This window comes from Streptomyces sp. NPDC046308 (assembly GCF_055588065.1).
Genome location: NZ_JBVJFB010000003.1, coordinates 78,958 through 98,440, shown reverse-complemented (window position 1 = coordinate 98,440; position 19,483 = coordinate 78,958). Strand labels below are relative to the sequence as shown.

Sequence of the window (19,483 nt, the reverse complement as noted above, 5' to 3'; positions counted from 1 at the left end):
CGGTCCCGGACGCGGTCAGGGGCGCCCGGGGACGAAGGTCATCTTCCGGTCGGCCGGCGAGTAGCCGCTGAGGGTGATGGTCGGCCCGTGCGTCGGCACCGACGGGTCCGGGAAGTCCGCCGGTACCGGCTTGCGCCCCTCCGGCCTGCGGTCCACCGTCGAGAACTCCGGGGGGAACGGGGCGTTGGTCTCGATCTGGTGCTCGTAGAACGGGAGCCACCGGCAGTTGTCGAAGGTCACGGCGGCGATCACGCGCCCCTGGTACCCGTACACGGCCGCGAACCGGCGCTCCGCGAGCGAGCCCTGCGTGACGAGGAGTTCGGTGCCCATCGGCGGTACCCCGACCGACTTGATGTTCACCCCGAACTGCGAGGACCAGAACGCCGGGACCCACAGGTGGGGGCGGCGGTCCGCGCTCTCGCTGAGCATGTTGTGCGCGGCGGTGTCGGCCTGCGCGACGGCGTTGCCCCAGTGCTCCAGGGAGAGGAACTGGTAACCGAACAGGGCGTGCGGGGAACGCGCCACGTCACCCGCCACGTAGATGTCATCGGTCACTATGCCGCGGATGTCGAAGGCCCGGCAGCCGGCGTCACAGGCGATGCCGCGGGGGCCGGCGCCCAGCCCGGACCCGGCGAGCCACTCGGTGTTGCGCTGCGCGCCGAGCCCGACGACCACCACATCGGCCTCGACGGTGGACCCGTCGGAGAAGTGGGCGGCGCGGACCCGTCCGGAGGGGTCGCCCTCCAGCCCGGTCACCATGACCCCGGTGCGCAGGTCCACCCCGTGCTCGCGGTGCATCCCGGCCGCGATCTCGCCGATCACCCCGCCGAGCGCGCCGACCAGCGGAGCCGCGCCCCGTTCGGCGACGGTGACGTCCAGGCCGCGTTCCCGGCAGGCGGAGGCGATCTCGGATCCGGTGAAGCCGGCTCCGATGACGAGCACCCGGCGCGGGCCGGCGGCGAGGGCCTGTTGCAGTCCTTCGCCGTCGTCGCGGGTGCGCAGGACGAAGACTCCCTTGAGGGCGCCCTCCTCCGGGTTGGGCCAGGGCCGGGCCCGCACTCCGGTGGCGATCAGCAGCCGGTCGTACTCGACCTCGTCGCCGTTGCCGAGCCGGACCCGGCGGGCGGCCATGTCCAGTCCCGTGGCGGGGACCCCGAGGCGCCAGTCGGCGTCGATCGCGCGGCGGCGGGGGAGCGCCGTGTGATCGGCGACCGCCTTGCCCAGCAGGACCTGCTTGGACAGCGGGGGCCGGTCGTAGGGCTCGTACGGTTCGTCGCCGATCATCGTGAGCGAACCGGCGAAGCCCTTCTCGCGCATGGTCTCGGCGGCCCGCAGGCCGGCCAGCGAAGCGCCGACGACGACGATGCGGCCCTCGCGCTTGAGCCGCTCCAGGGATCCGTCGCGTGTTCCGTCACCGGTCACCGCACGCCTCCCGTACGGGAGCCGGCTCCGGCCACGGCATCGGGGGCCGGCACGTTCGCCATGTCCTCGTCGGTCAGTTCCAGGAGGATCGCACCGACGGGACAGGCGGCCACGGCGCGTTCGACGTTCTCGCGCTGCTCGGCGGCCGCCTCCGGGTCGTAGAGCAGCGACTCGTCGCCGTGCATGGCGAACACGTCGGGAGCGAGGAACGCGCACTGGGCGTACCCCTGGCATCGGTTGAGGTCGACGACAAGCCTCATGACGGTTCTGCCTTTCCCTCGGCTGGGTACCCCGTCACCCCCGAAATCCCCGGATCCTCCCCTTCACCCCAGCATGCACGGGGGGCCCTCGGGCCGCCTGCCGGAGTGCACATGCCCAGGTCAGCGGGGGTCAGGGCGGTCCGGACCGGCCCGTCCGGGCGGTGCCGCGCCGGGCGCGCAGGATGTGCACGCTGATGACCAGGGCCCAGGCCGGGAACAGCATCTCGGACCAGGGCACGCCGGAACCCACCACGATCAGGACCAGGCCGACGACGGTGCCCAGCAGGGCCAGCGACCGGGGGAAGACCCCGAGCAGCCGCCCGATCGTCGAGGTCGCCAGGACGAAGACGGCGGCCATCCGCATGGCGTAGGTCGCGAGGAGCGCATAGGCGAAGTGGCGGCCGAAGTCGGAGGGCGTGTCCTCGTTCAGCACCGTGCCCGCGGCCGCGGCGGAGGCGAACAGCGTGGCCACGAAGACGAAGCCGCTCCCGAGGAACACGGTGGCGACGAACCGGTCCTCGGCATCACCCGTGTGCGCGCGCAGGGCGCCCATGAACCAGAGGAAGAAGATGCCCGCGAAGGGCACGATCTCCAGGGCCACCCGGACCGCCCAGCGTTTGTCCGGGTCGACGGCCGCGTCGGCGACGTCGCCGGGGACGGCGATCCGCATCAGGACGATCGCCACCCCGAGCAGCAGGGCGAAGCAGACTCCGGCCATCCCGGCGGCTCGCGGTGTCTTCAGCCGATCGGTCGTGGGCTCCATCAGCCCCTCGCTCTCTCCCCCGGTCCAGCAAGCGGCAGCCGCCCCCGGGCCACCACCGGGGGGCGGCCGACCGGGTGACGCCCGCCGGCGGGCCCGGGGTCAGCCGACGGCCTCCGGCACCGGGGTCGGGGCCTCCTCGTCGGCGCCCTCGTGCTTGCCGTACCAGGCGACGGCCACCGCGCCGGTGACGGCCAGGACGAAGCCGAGGACCGCCAGCCAGGCCAGACCGGGACGGGAGGCGTCACCGAGCCAGAGCACGCCGATCGCGCCCGGGAGCACCGTCTCGCCGACGACCAGCGCCGCCGTGGCGCCGTTCACCGAGCCGATCTGCAGGGCGACCGTGTGCAGGTACATGCCGCCGACGCCCGCCACCACGATGGCGTAGAGGGCCGGGTCGGACAGGAAGGTGCCGAGGTCGAACGGGTCGACGCCGTCCAGGATCCGGACGCCGACGCCGAGCGCGCCGAAGCCCAGGCCCGACAGCAGGCCCGCCAGGATCGCCGCCCCGCCGCCGAGGAGGCGTACCGCGACCGTGCCGCCGACCATCAGCACCAGGGTGATCCCCAGCAGCCACCAGTGCGTGGACATCGGTGCGTGGTGGCCGCCCTCGTGACCCGCGGCCGTCGCGAGCAGCACCAGCGCCGTGCAGACGACGCCGATCGAGGTCCACTCCTTCCGGCTCAGCCGGATGCCCAGCATCTTCACGCTCAGCACGGCCGTGATCACCAGGTTGGCGCTGATCACCGTCTGCGAGAGGAACAGGGGAAGGAGGCGGGCGGCCAGGGCGCCCAGTCCGAAGCCCACGAAGTCCAGGATCGTGCCGACGATGAACTCCCAGGTCATCGCCGCTTTCGCGGTGGACGACAGATTGGGTCCGCCATGGGCGGTCACCCCGGCGGCGGTGGGGGACATCCGGGCGGCGCGGCGCGATCCGACGGCTTGCAGCACGGATCCCGTGCCGTAGCAGATGGACGCCGCGACAGCGGTCAGCAGGCCTATGAGCACCAAGGGCTCCGTTCACGTCTGGCAGGTTTTGCGGTACCTCTGCCAGACGTGGGAACGGGCCGCGAAGTTGCTTCCGGAGTTCAGATCATTGACGCGAGGACGTCGGGGACCTCGTCCACCGAGTCGACCAGCGCGATCCGGGACTCCATGGCGCGGCCGCGGGCGAGCGCCCGGAGCAGCGGCCAGACCGGGAGGTGCGCGGTCCAGTGGTCGTGGCCGACCAGGACCATCGGCGCCGGCTCGCCCCGGGACTCGTAGTAGTTCGGCGTGGCGTTGTCGAAGACCTCCTGGACCGTGCCCGCCGCGCCGGGCAGGAAGACCACGCCCGCGGTGGAGCGGGCCAGCAGGCCGTCCTCCCGGGTGGCGTTCGCGAAGTACTTCGCGATGTGCCCCGCGAAGGCGTTCGGCGGCTCGTGCCCGTAGAACCAGGTCGGGATGCCCACCGAGTCACCGCCGGCCGGCCAGCGCTCCCGTACGGCGAAGGCCGCGCGCGCCCAGTCGGACACCGACGGCGCGAAGGACGGGGCCTTGGCCAGCAGCTCGAGGGCCTCCGCGAGGGCGTCGTCGGGGGCCGGGGCCAGGTAGGCGCCGAGGTTGGCGGCCTCCATCGCGCCGGGGCCGCCGCCGGTGGCCACGGTCAGCCCGGACCGGGTCAGGGCCCGGCCCAGCTGCGCCGCGCCGCGGTAGTCCCTACCGCCGCGGGACATGGCGTGGCCGCCCATCACGCCGACGACCCGGGCGCCGGCGAGGTGCTCGTCGAGGGCGTCGGAGACGGCGTCGTCGTGGAGGGAGCGGAGCATGGAGGAGAAGACGTCGCCGTCGGCCTTGGTCTCCTGGAACCAGGCGTAGGCCAGGGCGTCCGGGGTGGCCTCGTACCCGTCGGGCAGTCCGGCGAACAGCTCCTCGGGCGTGTAGAGCAGCCCCCGGTACGGGTTGAACGGCAGGTCCGGGACGGGCGGGAAGACCAGGGCGCCGTCGGCGCGGACCTTCACGGAGGCATCGGGCTCCATCGCGCAGCCCAGGAACACGGCTGCCGAGGTGTCGGCGGAGAGCAGCGCGAAGGTCCGCTCCAGCAGGTTGACCGACTGGATCCGGTAGCCGCTGAGCGAGCCGCGTGCCACGACCTGGTCGAATTCGGCGAGCGTCTCGATCTCGATGTCTGCGTTGACCATTCGGCCCACCCTAAGGGCTGGTCGCGTCAGCGGGTCAGTGCCAGTGACGTCAGCTGCGCCACACCCCAGCTGAGCGGAACGCACACCGCCACGAGCGCGCCGGCCCGCAGACTCGCCGCCGTACGCAGGACCTTGGCGGGAGCGCCGAGGTCGAGCAGGGCCTCCCGCGCGGCGCCCCGGCCGCTGCGCGCCTCCACCGCGGATGTGAGAAGGGTCGCGGCCGCGCACAGGGCCACCAGCGCGGCGGCCGGCCCGGTCAGCGGGCCCAGCGGGACGAGCGGCCCGCCCTGATCGCGCAGGGCCACGGCGGTGAGGGCGCCGGCGCCGACGGAACACAGCACGCCGAGCGGCGGGCCGATCCGGGGCGCCTCCTCCTGGAGGACCCGCCCGGCCAGCAGCCGCAGCGCGCCGGGGCGCACGGCCTGGATCAGGCTCCCGGAGGCGTAGGCGAATCCCGGCCCGGCGAGGGCGAGGCCGATCGCGGTCAGTGACCAGCCGGCGAGCATCCCGGGGCCGCTGCGGCCCGCGTAGGCCTCGGCGGCGAACCCGCAGGCGGTCAGCGCGATCCCCCAGGGCAGGCCGGTCTGCGGGGCGAGCGGCCGGTGCGGGCGCAGGGCGATGGCGGTGGCGGCCGCGGCGGTCAGCGGGACCAGGGCCAGCAGGGTGAGGGCGGCGGCCACGGGCAGCGGCTGGTCGGCGTGGAGCAGCCCGGCCCCGGCTCCGTCGAACGGCAGTCCGGCCAGCTCCCCGCGCAGGTGGAGGAAGGCGGCCAGGGCCAGGGAGCTGCCCAGGGTGCAGGCGACGGCGGTGGAGACCGCGGCGACGAGGACGAGCCGCAGGGGTCCGAGCCCGACGGCGTCCATGCCCGCGCGGGGGCGGTTCGCCGGGTCGGCGCGGGCCACGGCCACGGCGAAGTGGACGGTGACGGCCACCGGGATCAGGGCCCACAGCAGACGAGGGAACGATCCGGCGGGCCGGGCCACGGCCCCGGCGAGTACGGAGAGCAGCAGGAACCCGGTCCCGGCCGAGGCGGCCGCGACGAGGAGCCGCCGCAGCTGGACGAGTGGCCGGGAACCACGGGCTAGGCGGAGAGCGAGCACGCGGCCTGGCCCTCCGGGGTGTCGTGGGCGGGGGAGGAGGCGGCCGCGGCTCCCGCGAGGCGGCCGTCGAGCAGGGCCAGCCGGCGGTCCGCGACCGCCACGGTGGCCTCGTCGTGGGTGGCCAGCAGCACGGTGACCTCGTGGGAGCGGGCCGCGGTGGTGAGGGCCCGGAGCAGCAGGGCCCGCTCGGCGCGGTGCAGCGGGGCCGTGGGTTCGTCCGCGAAGATCACCGCGGGCTCGTTGACCAGGGCGCGGGCCAGGGCGACCCGCTGGCACTCGGCCCGGGTGAGGGAAGCGGGGCGCTTGCGGGCGAAGCCGCCGATGTCGAGGCGGTCCAGCCATTCACAGGCGACGTTCCTGGCGGCGCGGTGGGGGGCCCCGGCGAGGAGCAGCGGCAGGGCGGCGTTCTCCCAGACCTTCAGCTCGGGCAGCAGCTGCGGCTCCGGGCCGATCCAGCCGAAGCGGTCGCGGCGCAGGCGTTCGCGGGCCGTCGCGCCCATGGTGTGCACGGGGACGCTGTTGAACCAGACCTCGCCCTCGGGCCGCAGCTGCCCGGACAGGCAGCGGAGCAGGGTGGTCTTGCCGCTGCCGCGGGGGCCGGTGAGGGCCAGGATCTCGCCCTGGCGGACCCCCACGGAGACCCCGACGAGGGCGGGGGCTCCCGCCCCGGACGTCGTCCTGGAGGGCTCTCCGTGGGAGTAGTGAAGGGACCGAGCCCACAGGACGTCATTGTCAGGCGGGGCAGTGTCCGGTGGAGCCACCATGGCGTACACCTCCGTCCGGGGGAACGAAGCGGAGCCGGTTCGGTCACTGGCCCCGCACTGAGATGTAAAGAGATGAACGTCTTGGATGGTGACAGCACGCGGCCCGAACCCCCGCGTTCTCACTCGAACGGGGGATCCGGGCCATGTGATCGGACTATTGCAGCCTCGGACGATTTACATCCTGGCCGGCCGGGCGGGCCTGTTTACAGCTTCGTCCACGCCTCGGTGAGCACCGAGCGCAGGATGCCCTCGATCTCGTCGAAGGTGCCCTGGTCCGCGATCAGCGGCGGCGCCAGCTGGATGACCGGGTCACCACGGTCGTCGGCCCGGCAGTACAGACCGTTCTCGAAGAGCGCCTTGGAGAGGAAGCCGTAGAGCACGCGCTCCGTCTCCTCGTCCGTGAAGGACTCCTTGGTCTCCTTGTCCTTGACGAGCTCGATGCCGTAGAAGTAGCCGTTGCCGCGGACGTCGCCGACGATCGGCAGGTCGTGCAGCTTCTTCAGCGTCGAGAAGAAGGCGCCCTCGTTGTCCAGCACGTGCTGGTTGAGGCCTTCCTTGTCGAAGATGTCGAGGTTGGCGAGCGCGACCGCCGAGGAGACCGGGTGGCCGCCGAAGGTGTAGCCGTGCAGGAAGGTGTTGTCGCCCTTGTAGAAGGGCTCCGCGAGGCGGTCGGAGATGATGCAGGCGCCGATCGGGGAGTAGCCCGAGGTCATGCCCTTGGCGCAGGTGATCATGTCCGGCACGTAGTCGAACTTGTCACAGGCGAACATCGTGCCCAGACGGCCGAACGCGCAGATCGTCTCGTCGGAGACGAGCAGCACGTCGTACTCGTCGCAGATCTCGCGGACCCGCTGGAAGTACCCGGGCGGCGGCGGGAAGCAGCCGCCGGCGTTCTGCACCGGCTCCAGGAAGACGGCGGCGACGGTGTCCGCGCCCTCGAAAAGGATCTCCTGCTCGATCTGGTCGGCGCACCAGCGGCCGTAGGCCTCGGGGTCGTCGCCGTAGATCGGGGCGCGGTAGATGTTGGTGTTCGGCACCTTGTGCGCGCCGGGGACCAGCGGCTCGAAGGGGGCCTTCAGGGCCGGCAGGCCGGTGATGGACAGGGCGCCCTGCGGGGTGCCGTGGTAGGCGACCGCACGCGAGATGACCTTGTACTTGGTGTGCTTGCCCTGCAGCTTGAAGTACTGCTTGGCGAGCTTCCAGGCGGTCTCGACGGCCTCGCCGCCACCGGTGGTGAAGAAGACCTTGTTCAGGTCGCCCGGGGCGTAGTGGGCGAGGCGCTCGGCGAGCTCGACGGCCTGGGGGTGCGCGTACGACCAGATGGGGAAGAACGCGAGTTCCTGGGCCTGCTTGTACGCGACCTCGGCCAGTTCCTTGCGGCCGTGACCGGCGTTGACCACGAACAGGCCGGCGAGGCCGTCGAGGTAGCGCTTGCCCTTGTCGTCCCAGATGTAGGTGCCCTCGCCCCGGACGATGGTGGGGACGGGGGAGTTCTCGTAGGACGACATGCGGGTGAAGTGCATCCACAAGTGGTCGTACGCGGTCTTGGAGAGGTCCTGGCTCACGGTTATCGGGTTCCCCACATGTAGGTCTGCTTCTTCAGCTTCAGGTAAACGAAGCTTTCGGTTGATCGCACGCCGGGGAGCGTGCGGATCTTCTTGTTGATCGTTTCGAGCAGGTGGTCGTCGTCCTCGCAGACGATCTCCACCATCAGGTCGAAGGACCCCGCGGTCATCACCACGTACTCGCACTCGGCCATGGCGGTCAGCGCGTCGGCCACCGGGTCGAGGTCGCCCTCGACGTTGATGCCGACCATCGCCTGGCGTCGCAGACCCACGGTGAGCGGGTCGGTGACGGCGACGATCTGCATGACGCCCTGGTCGAGCAGCTTCTGCACGCGCTGGCGCACGGCAGCTTCGGAGAGGCCGACGGCCTTGCCGATCGATGCGTAGGGACGGCGGCCGTCCTCCTGCAGTTGCTCGATGATCGCCAGGGACACAGCATCGACCGAAGGGGACGGTTGTCTGTTCCTGGAATCTGCGCTTCGACTGACCACGACCTCACTGTGCACGAGGGTCGTCTGTTCCGCAAGACGGAATCGATGAAATTCGTTGTTTGCGGTCTTCGATCTCACTGATTTCGTAGTTGGTGGCGTCTGGGTCTGTCGAAAGCCTCCGCCTAGGAGCTAGGCTTGGCTTTTGTCTCAATCGTTGGACATGTGATCAGGAGTGTGGCTGTAGTGACCACCGAACTGCGTCGTCTGCGCAACTACATCGGCGGGGAGTTCAAGGACGCCGCCGACGGGCGGACCACCGAGGTGGTCAACCCGGCCACCGGCGAGGTGTACGCCACGGCCCCGCTGTCGGGCCAGGCCGACGTCGACGCCGCCATGGCCGCCGCCGCGGCGGCCTTCCCGGGCTGGCGCGACACCACCCCCGCCGAGCGCCAGAAGGCGCTGCTGAAGATCGCGGACGCCTTCGAGGCGCGCGCGGACGAGCTCGTCGCCGCGGAGTCGGAGAACACCGGCAAGCCGCTGGGCCTCACGGCCAGCGAGGAGCTGCCGCCGATGGTGGACCAGATCCGCTTCTTCGCGGGCGCCGCCCGTCTGCTGGAGGGCCGCTCGGCCGGCGAGTACATGGAGGGGATGACCTCGATCATCCGCCGTGAGCCGGTCGGCGTCTGTGCCCAGGTCGCGCCGTGGAACTACCCGATGATGATGGCCGTGTGGAAGTTCGCCCCGGCCATCGCGGCGGGCAACACCGTCGTGCTCAAGCCGTCGGACACCACCCCGGCCTCCACCGTCCTGATGGCGGAGATCATCGACTCGGTCCTGCCCAAGGGCGTCTTCAACGTCGTCTGCGGCGACCGCGAGACCGGCAAGGCCATGGTCGAGCACTCCACCCCGGCGATGGCCTCCATCACCGGCTCGGTGCGTGCCGGCATGCAGGTCGCCGAGAGCGCCTCCAAGGACGTCAAGCGCGTCCACCTGGAGCTCGGCGGCAAGGCCCCGGTCGTGGTCTTCGAGGACGCCGACATCCCGAAGGCCGTCGAGGACATCGCGGTCGCCGGCTACTTCAACGCCGGCCAGGACTGCACCGCCGCCACCCGCGTGCTCGTGCACGAGTCGGTCCACGACGAGTTCGTGGCCGCGCTCGCCAAGGCCGCCACGGACACGAAGACCGGCCAGCCGGACGACGAGGACGTGCTGTACGGCCCGCTGAACAACCCGAACCAGCTCAAGCAGGTCGCGGGCTTCATCGAGCGGCTCCCCGCCCACGCCAAGGTCGAGGCGGGTGGCCACCAGGTCGGTGAGAAGGGCTTCTTCTACGCCCCGACCGTGGTCTCCGGCCTCAAGCAGGACGACGAGATCATCCAGAACGAGGTCTTCGGCCCCGTCATCACCGTCCAGTCCTTCACGGACGAGGCCCAGGCCCTGGAGTACGCGAACGGCGTCGAGTTCGCCCTCGCCTCCTCCGTGTGGACCAAGGACCACGGCCGCGCGATGCGGATGTCCAAGAACCTCGACTTCGGCTGCGTGTGGATCAACACCCACATCCCGCTCGTCGCCGAGATGCCGCACGGCGGCTTCAAGAAGTCCGGTTACGGCAAGGACCTCTCCGCCTACGGCTTCGAGGACTACACGCGCATCAAGCACGTGATGACCTCGCTCGACGGCTGATCGGCCGCATCGATCACAGCACAGCGTTGACGGGGCGGGCAGTAGACAACATGTCTATTGCCCGCCCTTCCGCGTTCCCCGAGGCTGTGCCCATGCCTGAACTCGCCTTCTCCCGCCGTGCGGCGCTGTGCGGTCTCGGTGCCGCGGGCCTGTCGGCCGCCCTCGCCGGCTGTGGTGTGCCGGCCGCCTACGTTCCCGAGGAACGGCGTACGGGACCGGACCGGTCCGAGCGGGACCGGAGCGTCGCCTTCTCCAACTGGCCGCTCTACATCGACACCGACGACGCGGACGAGGAGCGCCGGCCGACGCTGGAGGCCTTCTCGGAGCAGACCGGCATAGAGGTCCGGTACACCGAGGAGATCAACGACAACGACGAGTTCTTCGGCAAGGTCAGCCCGGCCCTGATGAACCGCCAGGAGACCGGCCACGACGTGGTCGTGGTCAGCGACTGGATGGCCGCCCGCTTCGTCCACCTGGGCTGGGCCCAGAAGCTGGACCGCTCGGCTCAGCCCAACGTGTCCAGGCACCTCGACCCGCAGCTGCGGTCCCCCGCCTTCGACGAGGGCCGGCTGCACACCGTCCCCTGGCAGTCGGGGATCACCGGCATCGCCTACAACCGCAGGGCCCTGGGCCGGGAGATCAAGTCGGTCCAGGACCTGTGGCACCCGGACCTGGCGGGCCGCGTCACCCTCTTCTCCGGCCTCGACGAGTCCTTCTCCCTGTTGATGCAGGGCAACGGCGTGGACGTCACCCGCTGGACCGAGTCCGACTTCCACCGGATGTGCGACCAGGTCGAGAGCATGGTGAAGAAGAAGCACATCCGCCGCTTCACCGGCAACGACTACACCTCCGATCTGAGCAAGGGCGACGTCCTCGCCTGCCAGGCCTACTCCGGTGACGCCATCCAGCTCCAGGCCGACAACCCGGACATCGAGTTCGTGGTCCCCGAGGAGGGTGCCGAACTCTGGGCGGAGAGCCTGCTCGTCCCCAACCTGGCCCGCCACAAGGCCAATGCCGAGGCACTGATCGACTACTACTACGACCCGGCGGTGGCCGCGTCGCTGGCCGCCTCCGTCAACTACGTCTGCCCGGTCCCGGCCGCCCGCGAGGTCCTGGCCGGCTCCGACGACAAGGAGACGGCCGAACTGGCCGAGAACCCGCTGATCTTCCCGGACGACGAGATGCGCAAGCGGCTGGTGGTGTCCCGCGACATCTCCTCCGCCGAGCGCCGCTCTCTCGCCCGGCGCTGGAACGCGATCGTCGGACTCTGATCACGGTCCGGCCACGAAACTGAACGCGTTCAGCAATTTGGCTGAACGTGTTCAGAAACGCCCGTAGGCTTCCTCCCATGAGCGAGAGAAGCGCCCTTCAGCGGCGTATCCGTGCCTGGTTGGTCCTGTTCCTCGTCTGCCTGGTCCTCAGCGGCCTCACCGCCTTCCCCCTGGTCACCGAACTCCACTGGCTCGACTCCCTCGTGGACAACGACTGGGTGCGGCGGGTGGGCGACGGGCTGGACCGGGCCGATGCCGAATACCCCTTCCTCCTCTACGGAACCGACTGGCTCGCCTTTGCCCACCTCGTCATCGCCGTCTTCTTCTACGGCGTCCACCGCGACCCCGTCCGCAACATCTGGATCGTCGAAGCCGGCATGATCGCCTGTGCCGGAGTGATACCCCTGGCCCTGATCTGCGGCCCGATCCGCGGCATACCCATCTGGTGGAGCGTCATCGACATGTCGTTCGGCGTCTTCGGGGTCATCCCCCTACTGGTGCTCCGCCGCATGATCAAGCGCCTCGAGGCGATGACCACCCAGTAGGGCGCCTACCGTGCGAAGGCCACCATCACGAGTCGAAGGCCACGGGATCGTCGCCACCTGCACCAGCAGCATCACCCCCGCGTCCTGCCGGCGCGGATCCGCTCCCCGGACCCGCTCCGCCGGCTCGCGTATCACCGCCCGGACTCGGCCCGTACGGCCGCGAGCGCGCCCATCCGGTTCGTGGTGATCGAGTCGACCCCCGCCTTGACGAGCCGCTTCATCGCCCACGTGGTGTCCGCGGTCCAGGCCGAGACCAGCAGGCCGTCCCGGTGGAGCGCGTCCGTCAACTCCCGGCTCACCAGCCCGAAGCGGTAGTTGAGCCAGCGCGGCGCGACCGCGTCGATCAGCACCCGCCGCGGCGGCGACAGGGTGGTCCAGGTCAGCGCGATCTCGGCGCCCGGATCGGCGGCGCGGACCGCCAGCATGCTGTTCGGGCCCGCGCAGTAGTACGTCCGCTCGTGCGCCCCGCACTCGCGGACCAGGCCCACCACCGTGCGCACCGCCTCGGGCGTGGCGCCCGGGAGGTCGAGCATCAGCCGGCCCGCCCCCGCGGCCGTCAGGGCGTCGCGCAGCGTGGGAACGCCGCCCTCCGTCAGCTCCTTGAGCTGTGGGGCCGTGACGTCGTCGAGGCGTACGTCGTGGCCCCACAGCCGCTGGAGCGTGTCGTCGTGGAGCAGGACCGGCACGCCGTCGCGGGTCAGCCGTACGTCGATCTCCACCGCGTCCGCCCCGCGGGCGAAGGCGGAGCGGATCGAGGGCAGGGTGTTCTCACGGACACGGTAGGGATCGCCGCGGTGGCCGACGGCAGTCAGGGTGCGCATGGCCCCATTCTCCGTGCCGCGGACGTCAATTGGACGTCAGCGCGCCAGCCATTCGGCGGTGTACGCGTCGATCTCCGCGACGATCCGCGCTTTGCCGGCCGGATCCAGGAAGGAGGCCTCGACGGCGTTCTTGGCGAGCTGCGCGAGACCGCGCTCGTCGAGGTCCAGGAGACGCGCGGCCACCGCGTACTCGTTGTTGAGGTCGGAACCGAACATCGGCGGGTCGTCGCTGTTGATGGTGACGAGCACACCTGCCGCGACCATCTCCTTGACGGGGTGCTGGTCGAGGTCGGTGACCGCACGGGTGGCGATGTTCGAGGTCGGGCAGACCTCCAGCGCGATGCGGTGCTCGGCGAGGTACGCGAGGAGCTCCGGGTCCCGCGTGGAGCTGGTGCCGTGGCCGATGCGCTCGGCGCCGAGCTCGCGGATGGCGTCCCAGACGGTCTCGGGGCCGGTGGTCTCGCCGGCGTGCGGCACGCTGTGCAGGCCGGCGGCGCGGGCCGCGTCGAAGTACGGCTTGAACTGCGGGCGCGGGACGCCGATCTCGGGCCCGCCCAGGCCGAAGGAGACCAGGCCCTCGGGGCGCAGGTCGACGGCGAGCCGGGCGGTCTCCGCGGCGGCTTCGAGGCCGGCCTCGCCGGGGATGTCGAAGCACCAGCGCAGGATGACGCCGAGTTCGGCCTCGGCGGCCTTGCGGGCGTCCTCGATGGCCTCCATGAAGGCCCGCTCGTCGATGCCGCGGCGGGTGGAGGAGTACGGGGTGATGGTCAGCTCGGCGTAGCGGATGTTCTGCCGGGCCATGTCACGGGCGACTTCGAAGGTGAGGGTGCGTACGTCGTCCGGGGTGCGGACCAGGTCGACGACCGACAGGTAGACCTCGATGAAGTGGGCGAAGTCGGTGAAGGTGAAGTAGTCGGCCAGGGCCTCGGGGTCGGTGGGGACCTTCGAGTCGGGGTGCCGGGAGGCGAGCTCGGCCACGATGCGCGGGGATGCCGAGCCGACGTGGTGGACGTGGAGTTCGGCCTTGGGCAGCCCCGCGATGAAGGGGTGCAGGTCGGTCATGGGGTTGCCTCCGGGAGGACGCGGTTGCGGGCAGGTCGGGATTCATCGTAGGCAGGCCGGTGACTGTCGGTGGCAGCGCTTAGCATGGCTGTACGAGAGGGGGGCGCCGTATGAACGACAGCAGTCCCGAGCCGGGCGACCCGTGGGCGCCGCCGGAGCGGCCCGCGGTGGAGCTGGGCAAGCCGCAGGGCGCGCAGGGCCCGCAGGACACCAACGGCACGCCGGGCGTGTCGGTCCCGCCGTCCGTGCACGACCAGCCGACGATGGCCGGAATGCCGGGAGACCAGCTGCCGCCGGCCGCTCCGGCGAGCGCTCCGGCGACCGGGCCGGCGTCCGCACCGGCCGCGCCGCAGGCCGGCCCCGCGTCCGCGGCGTACGGATATCCCGTCCAGCCCGGCTACGGATACCCCGGCGACGCGGGCCACCCCGGCCCCGCCGGGTACCAGGGCCCCGCCGGGTACCAGGGCTACCCGGGCCCGCAGGGGTACCCGGGACACAGCCCCTACGCGCCGTACGCGCCGCAGCCCAGCAACGGCTTCGGCATAGCCGCGCTCGTCCTCGGCATCATCTCGGTCCTCGGCTGCTTCCTGAGCTTCGCGGGCGTGGCCATCGGGATCTCCGCGATCGTCTTCGGCGCCCTCGGCAAGGGCAAGGCGAACCGCGGCGAGGCCGACAACGGCGGGATGGCGCTCGCGGGCATCATCCTCGGCGCGGTGGGCATCCTGCTGGGCGTCCTGGTGCTCCTGGCCGTGTTCGCCAGTGTCATGGACCTGGGGCCGATCGACGACTCCCCGTACGACAGCCCGTACGACAACTCCCAGGTCCACGAGAAGGTCTGACCAGGGGACCCCGGGGCGCGGACGGCCTCAGGAGGCCCAGGGCCAGTCCGCGTTCCGGCCGTCCTCGATCAGGGGGACCATCCGGAAGGCCGCGTCGGTGAGCCCGCCGAAGGTGTGCCGGTTCCCGCCGCCTGAGGGGCCGTGCCCGACCCGGTGGCCGGCCAGGTTCCAGGTGTAGACCGGAACCGCGGCGGGCACCTCCGCCGTCGGATCGCCGCCGTGGCCGTACGAGGCGGCCTGCTCGTCCGTGACGATCAGTACCCGGTCGTGGTCCCGGTAGTGCTCCCGCACGGCCCGGGCCGTGTAGGTGCCGCCGAGGTCCCCGAAGCGCTCCAGCACCTTCAGCACGGACTCGCCGCGGCCGTACCGGACCGCCTTGCTCGTCGTGCCGAACTGCACCAGGTCGGCGTGTTCCGCCCGCAGCGCCAGCGCGGTTCCGAACACGGCTGCCGCGTCCGCCCGGTTGAGCTTCGAGCGGTCCGACAGCGGGGACCACATCGACCCGGACCGGTCGACGAGGACCAGCGTCCGGCCCGGCAGCGCCGGTACGTTGGCCAACGAGTGGCCGAGCGCACGCTCCAGCGGGTACGCCCAGCGCAGCGAGGGGGCGTGCTGATGGGCGGCCAGGTAGCGGAAGGGGAACTGCCGGGACCGGGCGACGACCTCCGGGTCGGAGATCCTCGCCGCGACCTGCGCGGCCACCGCGTCCGAGACCCCCGCCTGGTCGAAGTTGCGCAGGTTCCGCAGCAGCGCCATCGCACCCATCGACGGGATGACCGCCTCCCACGCGGCCGCGTCCATGGGCCCCTGCAGCCAGCCGGCCAGCGCCTCCCAGGTCATGCCCGCCTCCGCCAGCCGCTCCGCGCCGTCCGGGGCGAGGACCACACCGCGCCGCTCGGAGACCGGCAGCTCCATCAGCGCCCGGTGGGCGGTGAGGGTGCGGTTGCCGGCCGGGACCTGCGCGTCGTCCGGGTGGTGCCGGCGGTCGAGGGCGTGCCGGAACAGCTCGCCCTGCCAGGGCTTGTCCGGGTCGGGGGAGGCGTGCACGAGGTTGAGGACGTCGCCGAAGCGGTAGGCCTTGGAGTCCGTGTCGTACTTCAGCAGCGAGGTGCCGGAGTAGAGCCGGCGCACCGCGTCGGCGATGCCGCGCTTGACGGGCTTGGGCACGTTCCGGCCGTACGTCGCCGTCCAGTAGGCCAGCAGCTCACCGGGCTCGTCCGCGCGCCGCAGCACGGAGGCCACGACCTGACGGTTCGAAGGCCCGTCGGTGGTGCCCGCGTCGAGCCGGGCCCGGACGTACTCGGCGGCGCCGACGAGGGAGGCGGTACGCATGTTCGCGTCCCCGCGGAGCCAGCCCAGCAGGCCGGCCGTCCACGCGGGATCCTCGACGGCGAGGGTGCGCACGAGCGCGGCGAAGCGGTCGTCGCGGGCCTCGCCGCTCTCGTACGCGGTGCGCTGCGTCACGAAGTTGGCGACGGCGAGCAGGAACAGCTCGGAACGGGGATCGCGCAGGTGGCCGGGGCCGCCCTGGCCGGTGCGGGCACGGCCGGCCGAGCGTACGGGCGACGTGGGCGACGTGGGCGGCGTGGCCGAAGCGGGCGTCGCGGGCGCGGACTTGGACGCGCGCAGGTTGAAACGAGCCATGGTGAATCCCCCCGAATTCAAAGGAAGCGGGGGAGGCGTGACGTGCGGGACGCCCGAGGTCAGAGGTCGGCGACGGACAAGTCAGGTGCTCTGTCCAGCTGAGCTACCGGCCTCGGCCGGGCGGGATTCGAACCCGCCACCTCCTGATCCGGAAGTAGCCGTCGCCTGCGCACCGGGCATCCCGCACGCGGCCTCCCGAGATCAAGGTGGCGGCGGCCTGGAGATCTTTGCAAAAGAAGGAGCCGCTGCCCGCGCACCGGGAGGTGCGTGACGTAGGTGTCCAGAGAACAAGGTCGGCGAAACCGCGTGGTGCTCTGCCAACTGAGCTACACCGGCATGGCACCGGTGGCGGGACTCGAACCCGCGACCGCCCGATGTGGAGTCGAAGGAGGTCTCGCCTTCGCACCTGGACACGGATCACGTTAGGCGGCGGGGCCGGGATCCACCACGCAATTACCGAGCAGCGTCGGCACCATGACCGACACGCCGTCCGTACCCCGCGAGAGCGGGACCCAGATCAGCCCGACCATCCGCGGGCAGTCGCACTCCAGGTCCGCGTCGACGCCCAGGACCGGCTCGCCGGGCGCCACGTCCACACGGAAGCAGGAGGTCCAGCCCGAGGGGTACGGCGCCTCGTACGCGTACCGCACGGCCAGGGCGTGCAGGCCGGTCTCCTCGGCCACCTCCCGCCGGACCGCCTCCTCCGGCTCCTCGCCGGCCTCCAGACCGCCGCCGGGCAGCGTCCAGTACTCCGGCCCGTCGTGCCGCCCCGCGGCCCCCTGCCGCGCTCGCGCACCATCAGCACGCAGCCGTCGCGGACGATGACCGCGGCGACCCGGCGCCGCTCCGTCACGCACCGTCCCCGCGCAGTCGCTCCCGGGCCTCCATCAGGGCGAAGCCCAGCAGGTTCAGCCCGCGCCAGCGCGCCGGGTCCAGGGCCCGCTCGTCGTCGGCGGGCAGTCCGATGCCCCAGATCCGGTCCATCGGGCTCGCCTCCACCAGCACTCGGCTCCCGGTGCCCAGGAGGTACGAGCGCAGCGCCGGGTCGGAACCGAACTTGTGGACGCTGCCCTCCACGACCAGGGCGAAGCGCTCCCGTTCCCATATCGCGTTGTCGAAGCCGCGCACGAGCCGCCCGGCCTTCTTCGCCTCCGCCGGGCTCTGCGCCGCCAGCGCGGCGCGCTCCCCCTCGGCGTCCCCGAACAGCCGGGCCTTGCCGGCCATCATCCAGTGCTCGGCCGTCGCATACCGGACATCACCGACGGTGAAGGCGGACGGCCACCACTGGCTCAGGCAGCTCGGACCGAGCCTGCCGTCGGGCAGCGGCCGGTGCCCCCAGAAGGGCAGGTACTTCACCCGTTCACCGCGGCTGACCTGCTTGATCAGGTCCTCGATCATCTCCATGCACGCGAGTCTGGCAGTCGCCACTGACACTTCGTACGGGATTTTCGGTGTGCCTCGACACATGGTCGACCGATTCCGTCGCGTAATCAAAAGGCAACAACGGAATCACTTGGCCGAGGGCACCTCCTCTGTCAGGATCGGCACTCAATTCGAGCTGTAGCTCGAACTGTAGCTACGGAGAGCGTGAGAGCGTGATGGGCAACCGCTTCCAGGTCAAGGACCGCTTCGCAGACGGCGCGCAGTACATCGACGGCCGGCTCCGGCCCGGCACCTCCGGACAGTCACACACGGTGGTCGATCCGGCGACCGGCGACGAGGTCCTCACCTACGAACTGGCGAGTACCGCGGACGTCGACGAGGCGGTCGCCGCTGCCAAGCGTGCCTTCCCGGCATGGTCCGGCGCCACCCCCGGCGAGCGCTCGGACGCCCTGCACCGGCTGGCCGCGGTGCTGGCCGAGCAGGCGGAGGACTTCGCGTACGCCGAGTCCCTCCAGTGCGGCAAGCCGATCAAGCTGTCCACGGAGTTCGACGTGCCGGGGACCATCGACAACACCGCCTTCTTCGCGGGAGCCGCCCGCCACCTCCAGGGGCAGGCCGCCGGCGAGTACTCCGGCGACCACACCTCCTACGTACGCCGTGAGGCCATCGGGGTCGTCGGCTCCATCGCACCCTGGAACTATCCGCTCCAGATGGCCGCCTGGAAGATCCTCCCGGCCATCGCCGCGGGCAACACGATCGTCCTCAAGCCCGCCGAGCTCACCCCGCTGACCTCCCTGATGTTCGCGCAGGCGGCCAAGGAGGCGGGCCTGCCCGACGGGGTGATCAACATCGTCACCGGCGCCGGCCGCGTGGCCGGAGAGCACCTGGTCGGCCACCCCGACGTGGTGATGACCTCCTTCACCGGCTCCACCGCCGTCGGCAAGCGGGTCGCGGAGATCGCCACCGCCACCGTCAAGCGGCTCCACCTGGAGCTCGGCGGAAAGGCCCCCTTCCTCGTCTTCGACGACGCGGACCTGGAGGCCGCCGCGCACGGCGCCGTCGCCGCCTCCCTCATCAACACCGGCCAGGACTGCACCGCCGCCACCCGCGCCTACGTGCAGCGCCCCCTCCACGACGCCTTCGTCGCCCGGGTGGCCGAGCTGATGGAGACGGTCCGTCTCGGCGACCCCTTCGCGCCCACCACCGACCTCGGCCCACTGGTCTCGCACGCCCAGCGCGACCGGGTCGCCGGGTTCGTCGAGCGGGCCCGGGCCTACGCCACCGTCGTCACCGGCGGCGAGATCCCGGCGGGCGCGCTGGCCGACGGCGCCTACTACCGGCCGACCCTGATCTCCGGCGCCGCCCAGGACAGCGAGGTGGTCCAGTCCGAGATCTTCGGCCCGGTCCTCGTGGTCCTGCCCTTCGACACCGACGACGAGGGCATCGCGCTGGCCAACGACACCCCGTACGGACTCGCGGCCTCGGCCTGGAGCCGCGACCTCTACCGGGCGAACCGCGCCACCCGTGAGATCCAGGCGGGCTGCGTCTGGGTCAACGACCACATCCCGATCATCAGCGAGATGCCCCACGGGGGCTACAAGGCCAGCGGCTTCGGAAAGGACATGTCCGCCTACTCCTTCGAGGAGTACACGCAGGTCAAGCACGTGATGTACGACAACACCGCGGTCGCCGCCAAGGACTGGCACCGCACGATCTTCGGGGACCGATAAGACACCACCGCCCGACCAGCGGT

Annotated in this window: 19 protein-coding genes; 5 read left to right on the top strand and 14 right to left on the bottom strand. The window is 71.4% G+C overall.

Features of this window, described 5'->3' with window-relative positions; translation table 11 throughout:
- Nucleotides 1–15: 15 nt before the first annotated feature.
- The 9 genes from ACZ6JT_RS14270 to ACZ6JT_RS14230 form a co-directional block, all read right to left on the bottom strand.
- Nucleotides 16–1,422 carry an NAD(P)/FAD-dependent oxidoreductase gene (locus ACZ6JT_RS14270; RefSeq protein WP_469209807.1) on the bottom strand — a complete coding sequence of 469 codons (1,407 nt, stop codon included), beginning with the start codon at nt 1,420–1,422 and terminating at the stop codon, nt 16–18.
- A complete protein-coding gene (locus ACZ6JT_RS14265) occupies nt 1,419–1,682 on the bottom strand; it encodes a ferredoxin (protein WP_469209806.1) in 264 nt (87 codons plus the stop codon). The genes ACZ6JT_RS14270 and ACZ6JT_RS14265 overlap by 4 nt, the downstream gene beginning before the upstream one ends.
- A gap of 130 nt (nt 1,683–1,812) precedes the next feature.
- Nucleotides 1,813–2,445, bottom strand: a complete 633-nt coding sequence (locus ACZ6JT_RS14260) for a hypothetical protein (protein ID WP_469209804.1) — start codon at nt 2,443–2,445, stop codon at nt 1,813–1,815.
- Between the two features lie 99 nt (nt 2,446–2,544).
- Nucleotides 2,545–3,450 (bottom strand): DMT family protein, encoded by a 906-nt coding sequence (locus tag ACZ6JT_RS14255; protein WP_469209802.1) that lies wholly within the window; start codon nt 3,448–3,450, stop codon nt 2,545–2,547.
- Between the two features lie 80 nt (nt 3,451–3,530).
- Nucleotides 3,531–4,622: an LOG family protein gene (locus tag ACZ6JT_RS14250; protein WP_469209800.1), complete on the bottom strand. Its 1,092-nt coding sequence runs from the start codon at nt 4,620–4,622 to the stop codon at nt 3,531–3,533.
- 26 nt (nt 4,623–4,648) lie between these two features.
- On the bottom strand, nt 4,649–5,722 hold the full coding sequence (locus ACZ6JT_RS14245) for a hypothetical protein (protein ID WP_469209798.1): 1,074 nt from the start codon (nt 5,720–5,722) through the stop codon (nt 4,649–4,651).
- Nucleotides 5,704–6,486, bottom strand: coding sequence for an ABC transporter ATP-binding protein (locus tag ACZ6JT_RS14240; protein ID WP_469209796.1), 783 nt, complete (start codon nt 6,484–6,486; stop codon nt 5,704–5,706). The genes ACZ6JT_RS14245 and ACZ6JT_RS14240 overlap by 19 nt, the downstream gene beginning before the upstream one ends.
- 203 nt (nt 6,487–6,689) lie before the next feature.
- Nucleotides 6,690–8,069 (bottom strand): aspartate aminotransferase family protein, encoded by a 1,380-nt coding sequence (locus ACZ6JT_RS14235; protein ID WP_469209794.1) that lies wholly within the window; start codon nt 8,067–8,069, stop codon nt 6,690–6,692.
- Complete coding sequence (locus ACZ6JT_RS14230) at nt 8,054–8,557, bottom strand: Lrp/AsnC family transcriptional regulator (RefSeq protein ID WP_007266859.1); 504 nt, start codon at nt 8,555–8,557, stop codon at nt 8,054–8,056. Before ACZ6JT_RS14230 ends, ACZ6JT_RS14235 begins: the two co-directional genes overlap by 16 nt.
- A gap of 168 nt (nt 8,558–8,725) precedes the next feature.
- Between ACZ6JT_RS14230 and ACZ6JT_RS14225 the strand changes: the two genes are divergently transcribed.
- The 3 genes from ACZ6JT_RS14225 to ACZ6JT_RS14215 all read left to right on the top strand — a co-directional run bounded on the left by ACZ6JT_RS14225 (nt 8,726) and on the right by ACZ6JT_RS14215 (nt 11,981).
- Nucleotides 8,726–10,165 (top strand): gamma-aminobutyraldehyde dehydrogenase, encoded by a 1,440-nt coding sequence (locus ACZ6JT_RS14225; protein ID WP_469209792.1) that lies wholly within the window; start codon nt 8,726–8,728, stop codon nt 10,163–10,165.
- Nucleotides 10,166–10,257: 92 nt separating this feature from the next.
- On the top strand, nt 10,258–11,436 hold the full coding sequence (locus ACZ6JT_RS14220) for a polyamine ABC transporter substrate-binding protein (RefSeq protein ID WP_469209790.1): 1,179 nt from the start codon (nt 10,258–10,260) through the stop codon (nt 11,434–11,436).
- A 77-nt stretch (nt 11,437–11,513) separates the two neighbouring features.
- Complete coding sequence (locus ACZ6JT_RS14215; RefSeq protein WP_469209788.1) at nt 11,514–11,981, top strand: hypothetical protein; 468 nt, start codon at nt 11,514–11,516, stop codon at nt 11,979–11,981.
- A gap of 131 nt (nt 11,982–12,112) precedes the next feature.
- On the opposite strand, the gene ACZ6JT_RS14210 is transcribed toward ACZ6JT_RS14215, so the two are convergent.
- Nucleotides 12,113–12,802, bottom strand: a complete 690-nt coding sequence (locus ACZ6JT_RS14210) for a glycerophosphodiester phosphodiesterase (protein ID WP_469209786.1) — start codon at nt 12,800–12,802, stop codon at nt 12,113–12,115.
- A 36-nt stretch (nt 12,803–12,838) separates the two neighbouring features.
- Complete coding sequence (locus ACZ6JT_RS14205) at nt 12,839–13,864, bottom strand: adenosine deaminase (RefSeq protein ID WP_469209784.1); 1,026 nt, start codon at nt 13,862–13,864, stop codon at nt 12,839–12,841.
- Between the two features lie 110 nt (nt 13,865–13,974).
- Here ACZ6JT_RS14205 and ACZ6JT_RS14200 point away from each other — a divergent pair, with 110 nt between their 5' ends.
- Complete coding sequence (locus ACZ6JT_RS14200) at nt 13,975–14,703, top strand: DUF4190 domain-containing protein (RefSeq protein WP_469209782.1); 729 nt, start codon at nt 13,975–13,977, stop codon at nt 14,701–14,703.
- A gap of 27 nt (nt 14,704–14,730) precedes the next feature.
- Here ACZ6JT_RS14200 and ACZ6JT_RS14195 read toward each other — a convergent pair whose 3' ends face one another.
- The 3 genes from ACZ6JT_RS14195 to ACZ6JT_RS14185 all read right to left on the bottom strand — a co-directional run bounded on the left by ACZ6JT_RS14195 (nt 14,731) and on the right by ACZ6JT_RS14185 (nt 17,751).
- Complete coding sequence (locus ACZ6JT_RS14195; protein WP_469209781.1) at nt 14,731–16,347, bottom strand: TROVE domain-containing protein; 1,617 nt, start codon at nt 16,345–16,347, stop codon at nt 14,731–14,733.
- 422 nt (nt 16,348–16,769) lie between these two features.
- Nucleotides 16,770–17,204 (bottom strand): NUDIX hydrolase, encoded by a 435-nt coding sequence (locus ACZ6JT_RS14190; RefSeq protein ID WP_469209779.1) that lies wholly within the window; start codon nt 17,202–17,204, stop codon nt 16,770–16,772.
- Nucleotides 17,197–17,751, bottom strand: a complete 555-nt coding sequence (locus tag ACZ6JT_RS14185) for an NADAR family protein (RefSeq protein WP_469209777.1) — start codon at nt 17,749–17,751, stop codon at nt 17,197–17,199. The genes ACZ6JT_RS14190 and ACZ6JT_RS14185 overlap by 8 nt, the downstream gene beginning before the upstream one ends.
- Before the next feature lie 194 nt (nt 17,752–17,945).
- Between ACZ6JT_RS14185 and ACZ6JT_RS14180 the strand changes: the two genes are divergently transcribed.
- On the top strand, nt 17,946–19,460 hold the full coding sequence (locus ACZ6JT_RS14180) for a gamma-aminobutyraldehyde dehydrogenase (RefSeq protein ID WP_469210689.1): 1,515 nt from the start codon (nt 17,946–17,948) through the stop codon (nt 19,458–19,460).
- The last annotated feature ends 23 nt before the right edge of the window (nt 19,461–19,483 follow it).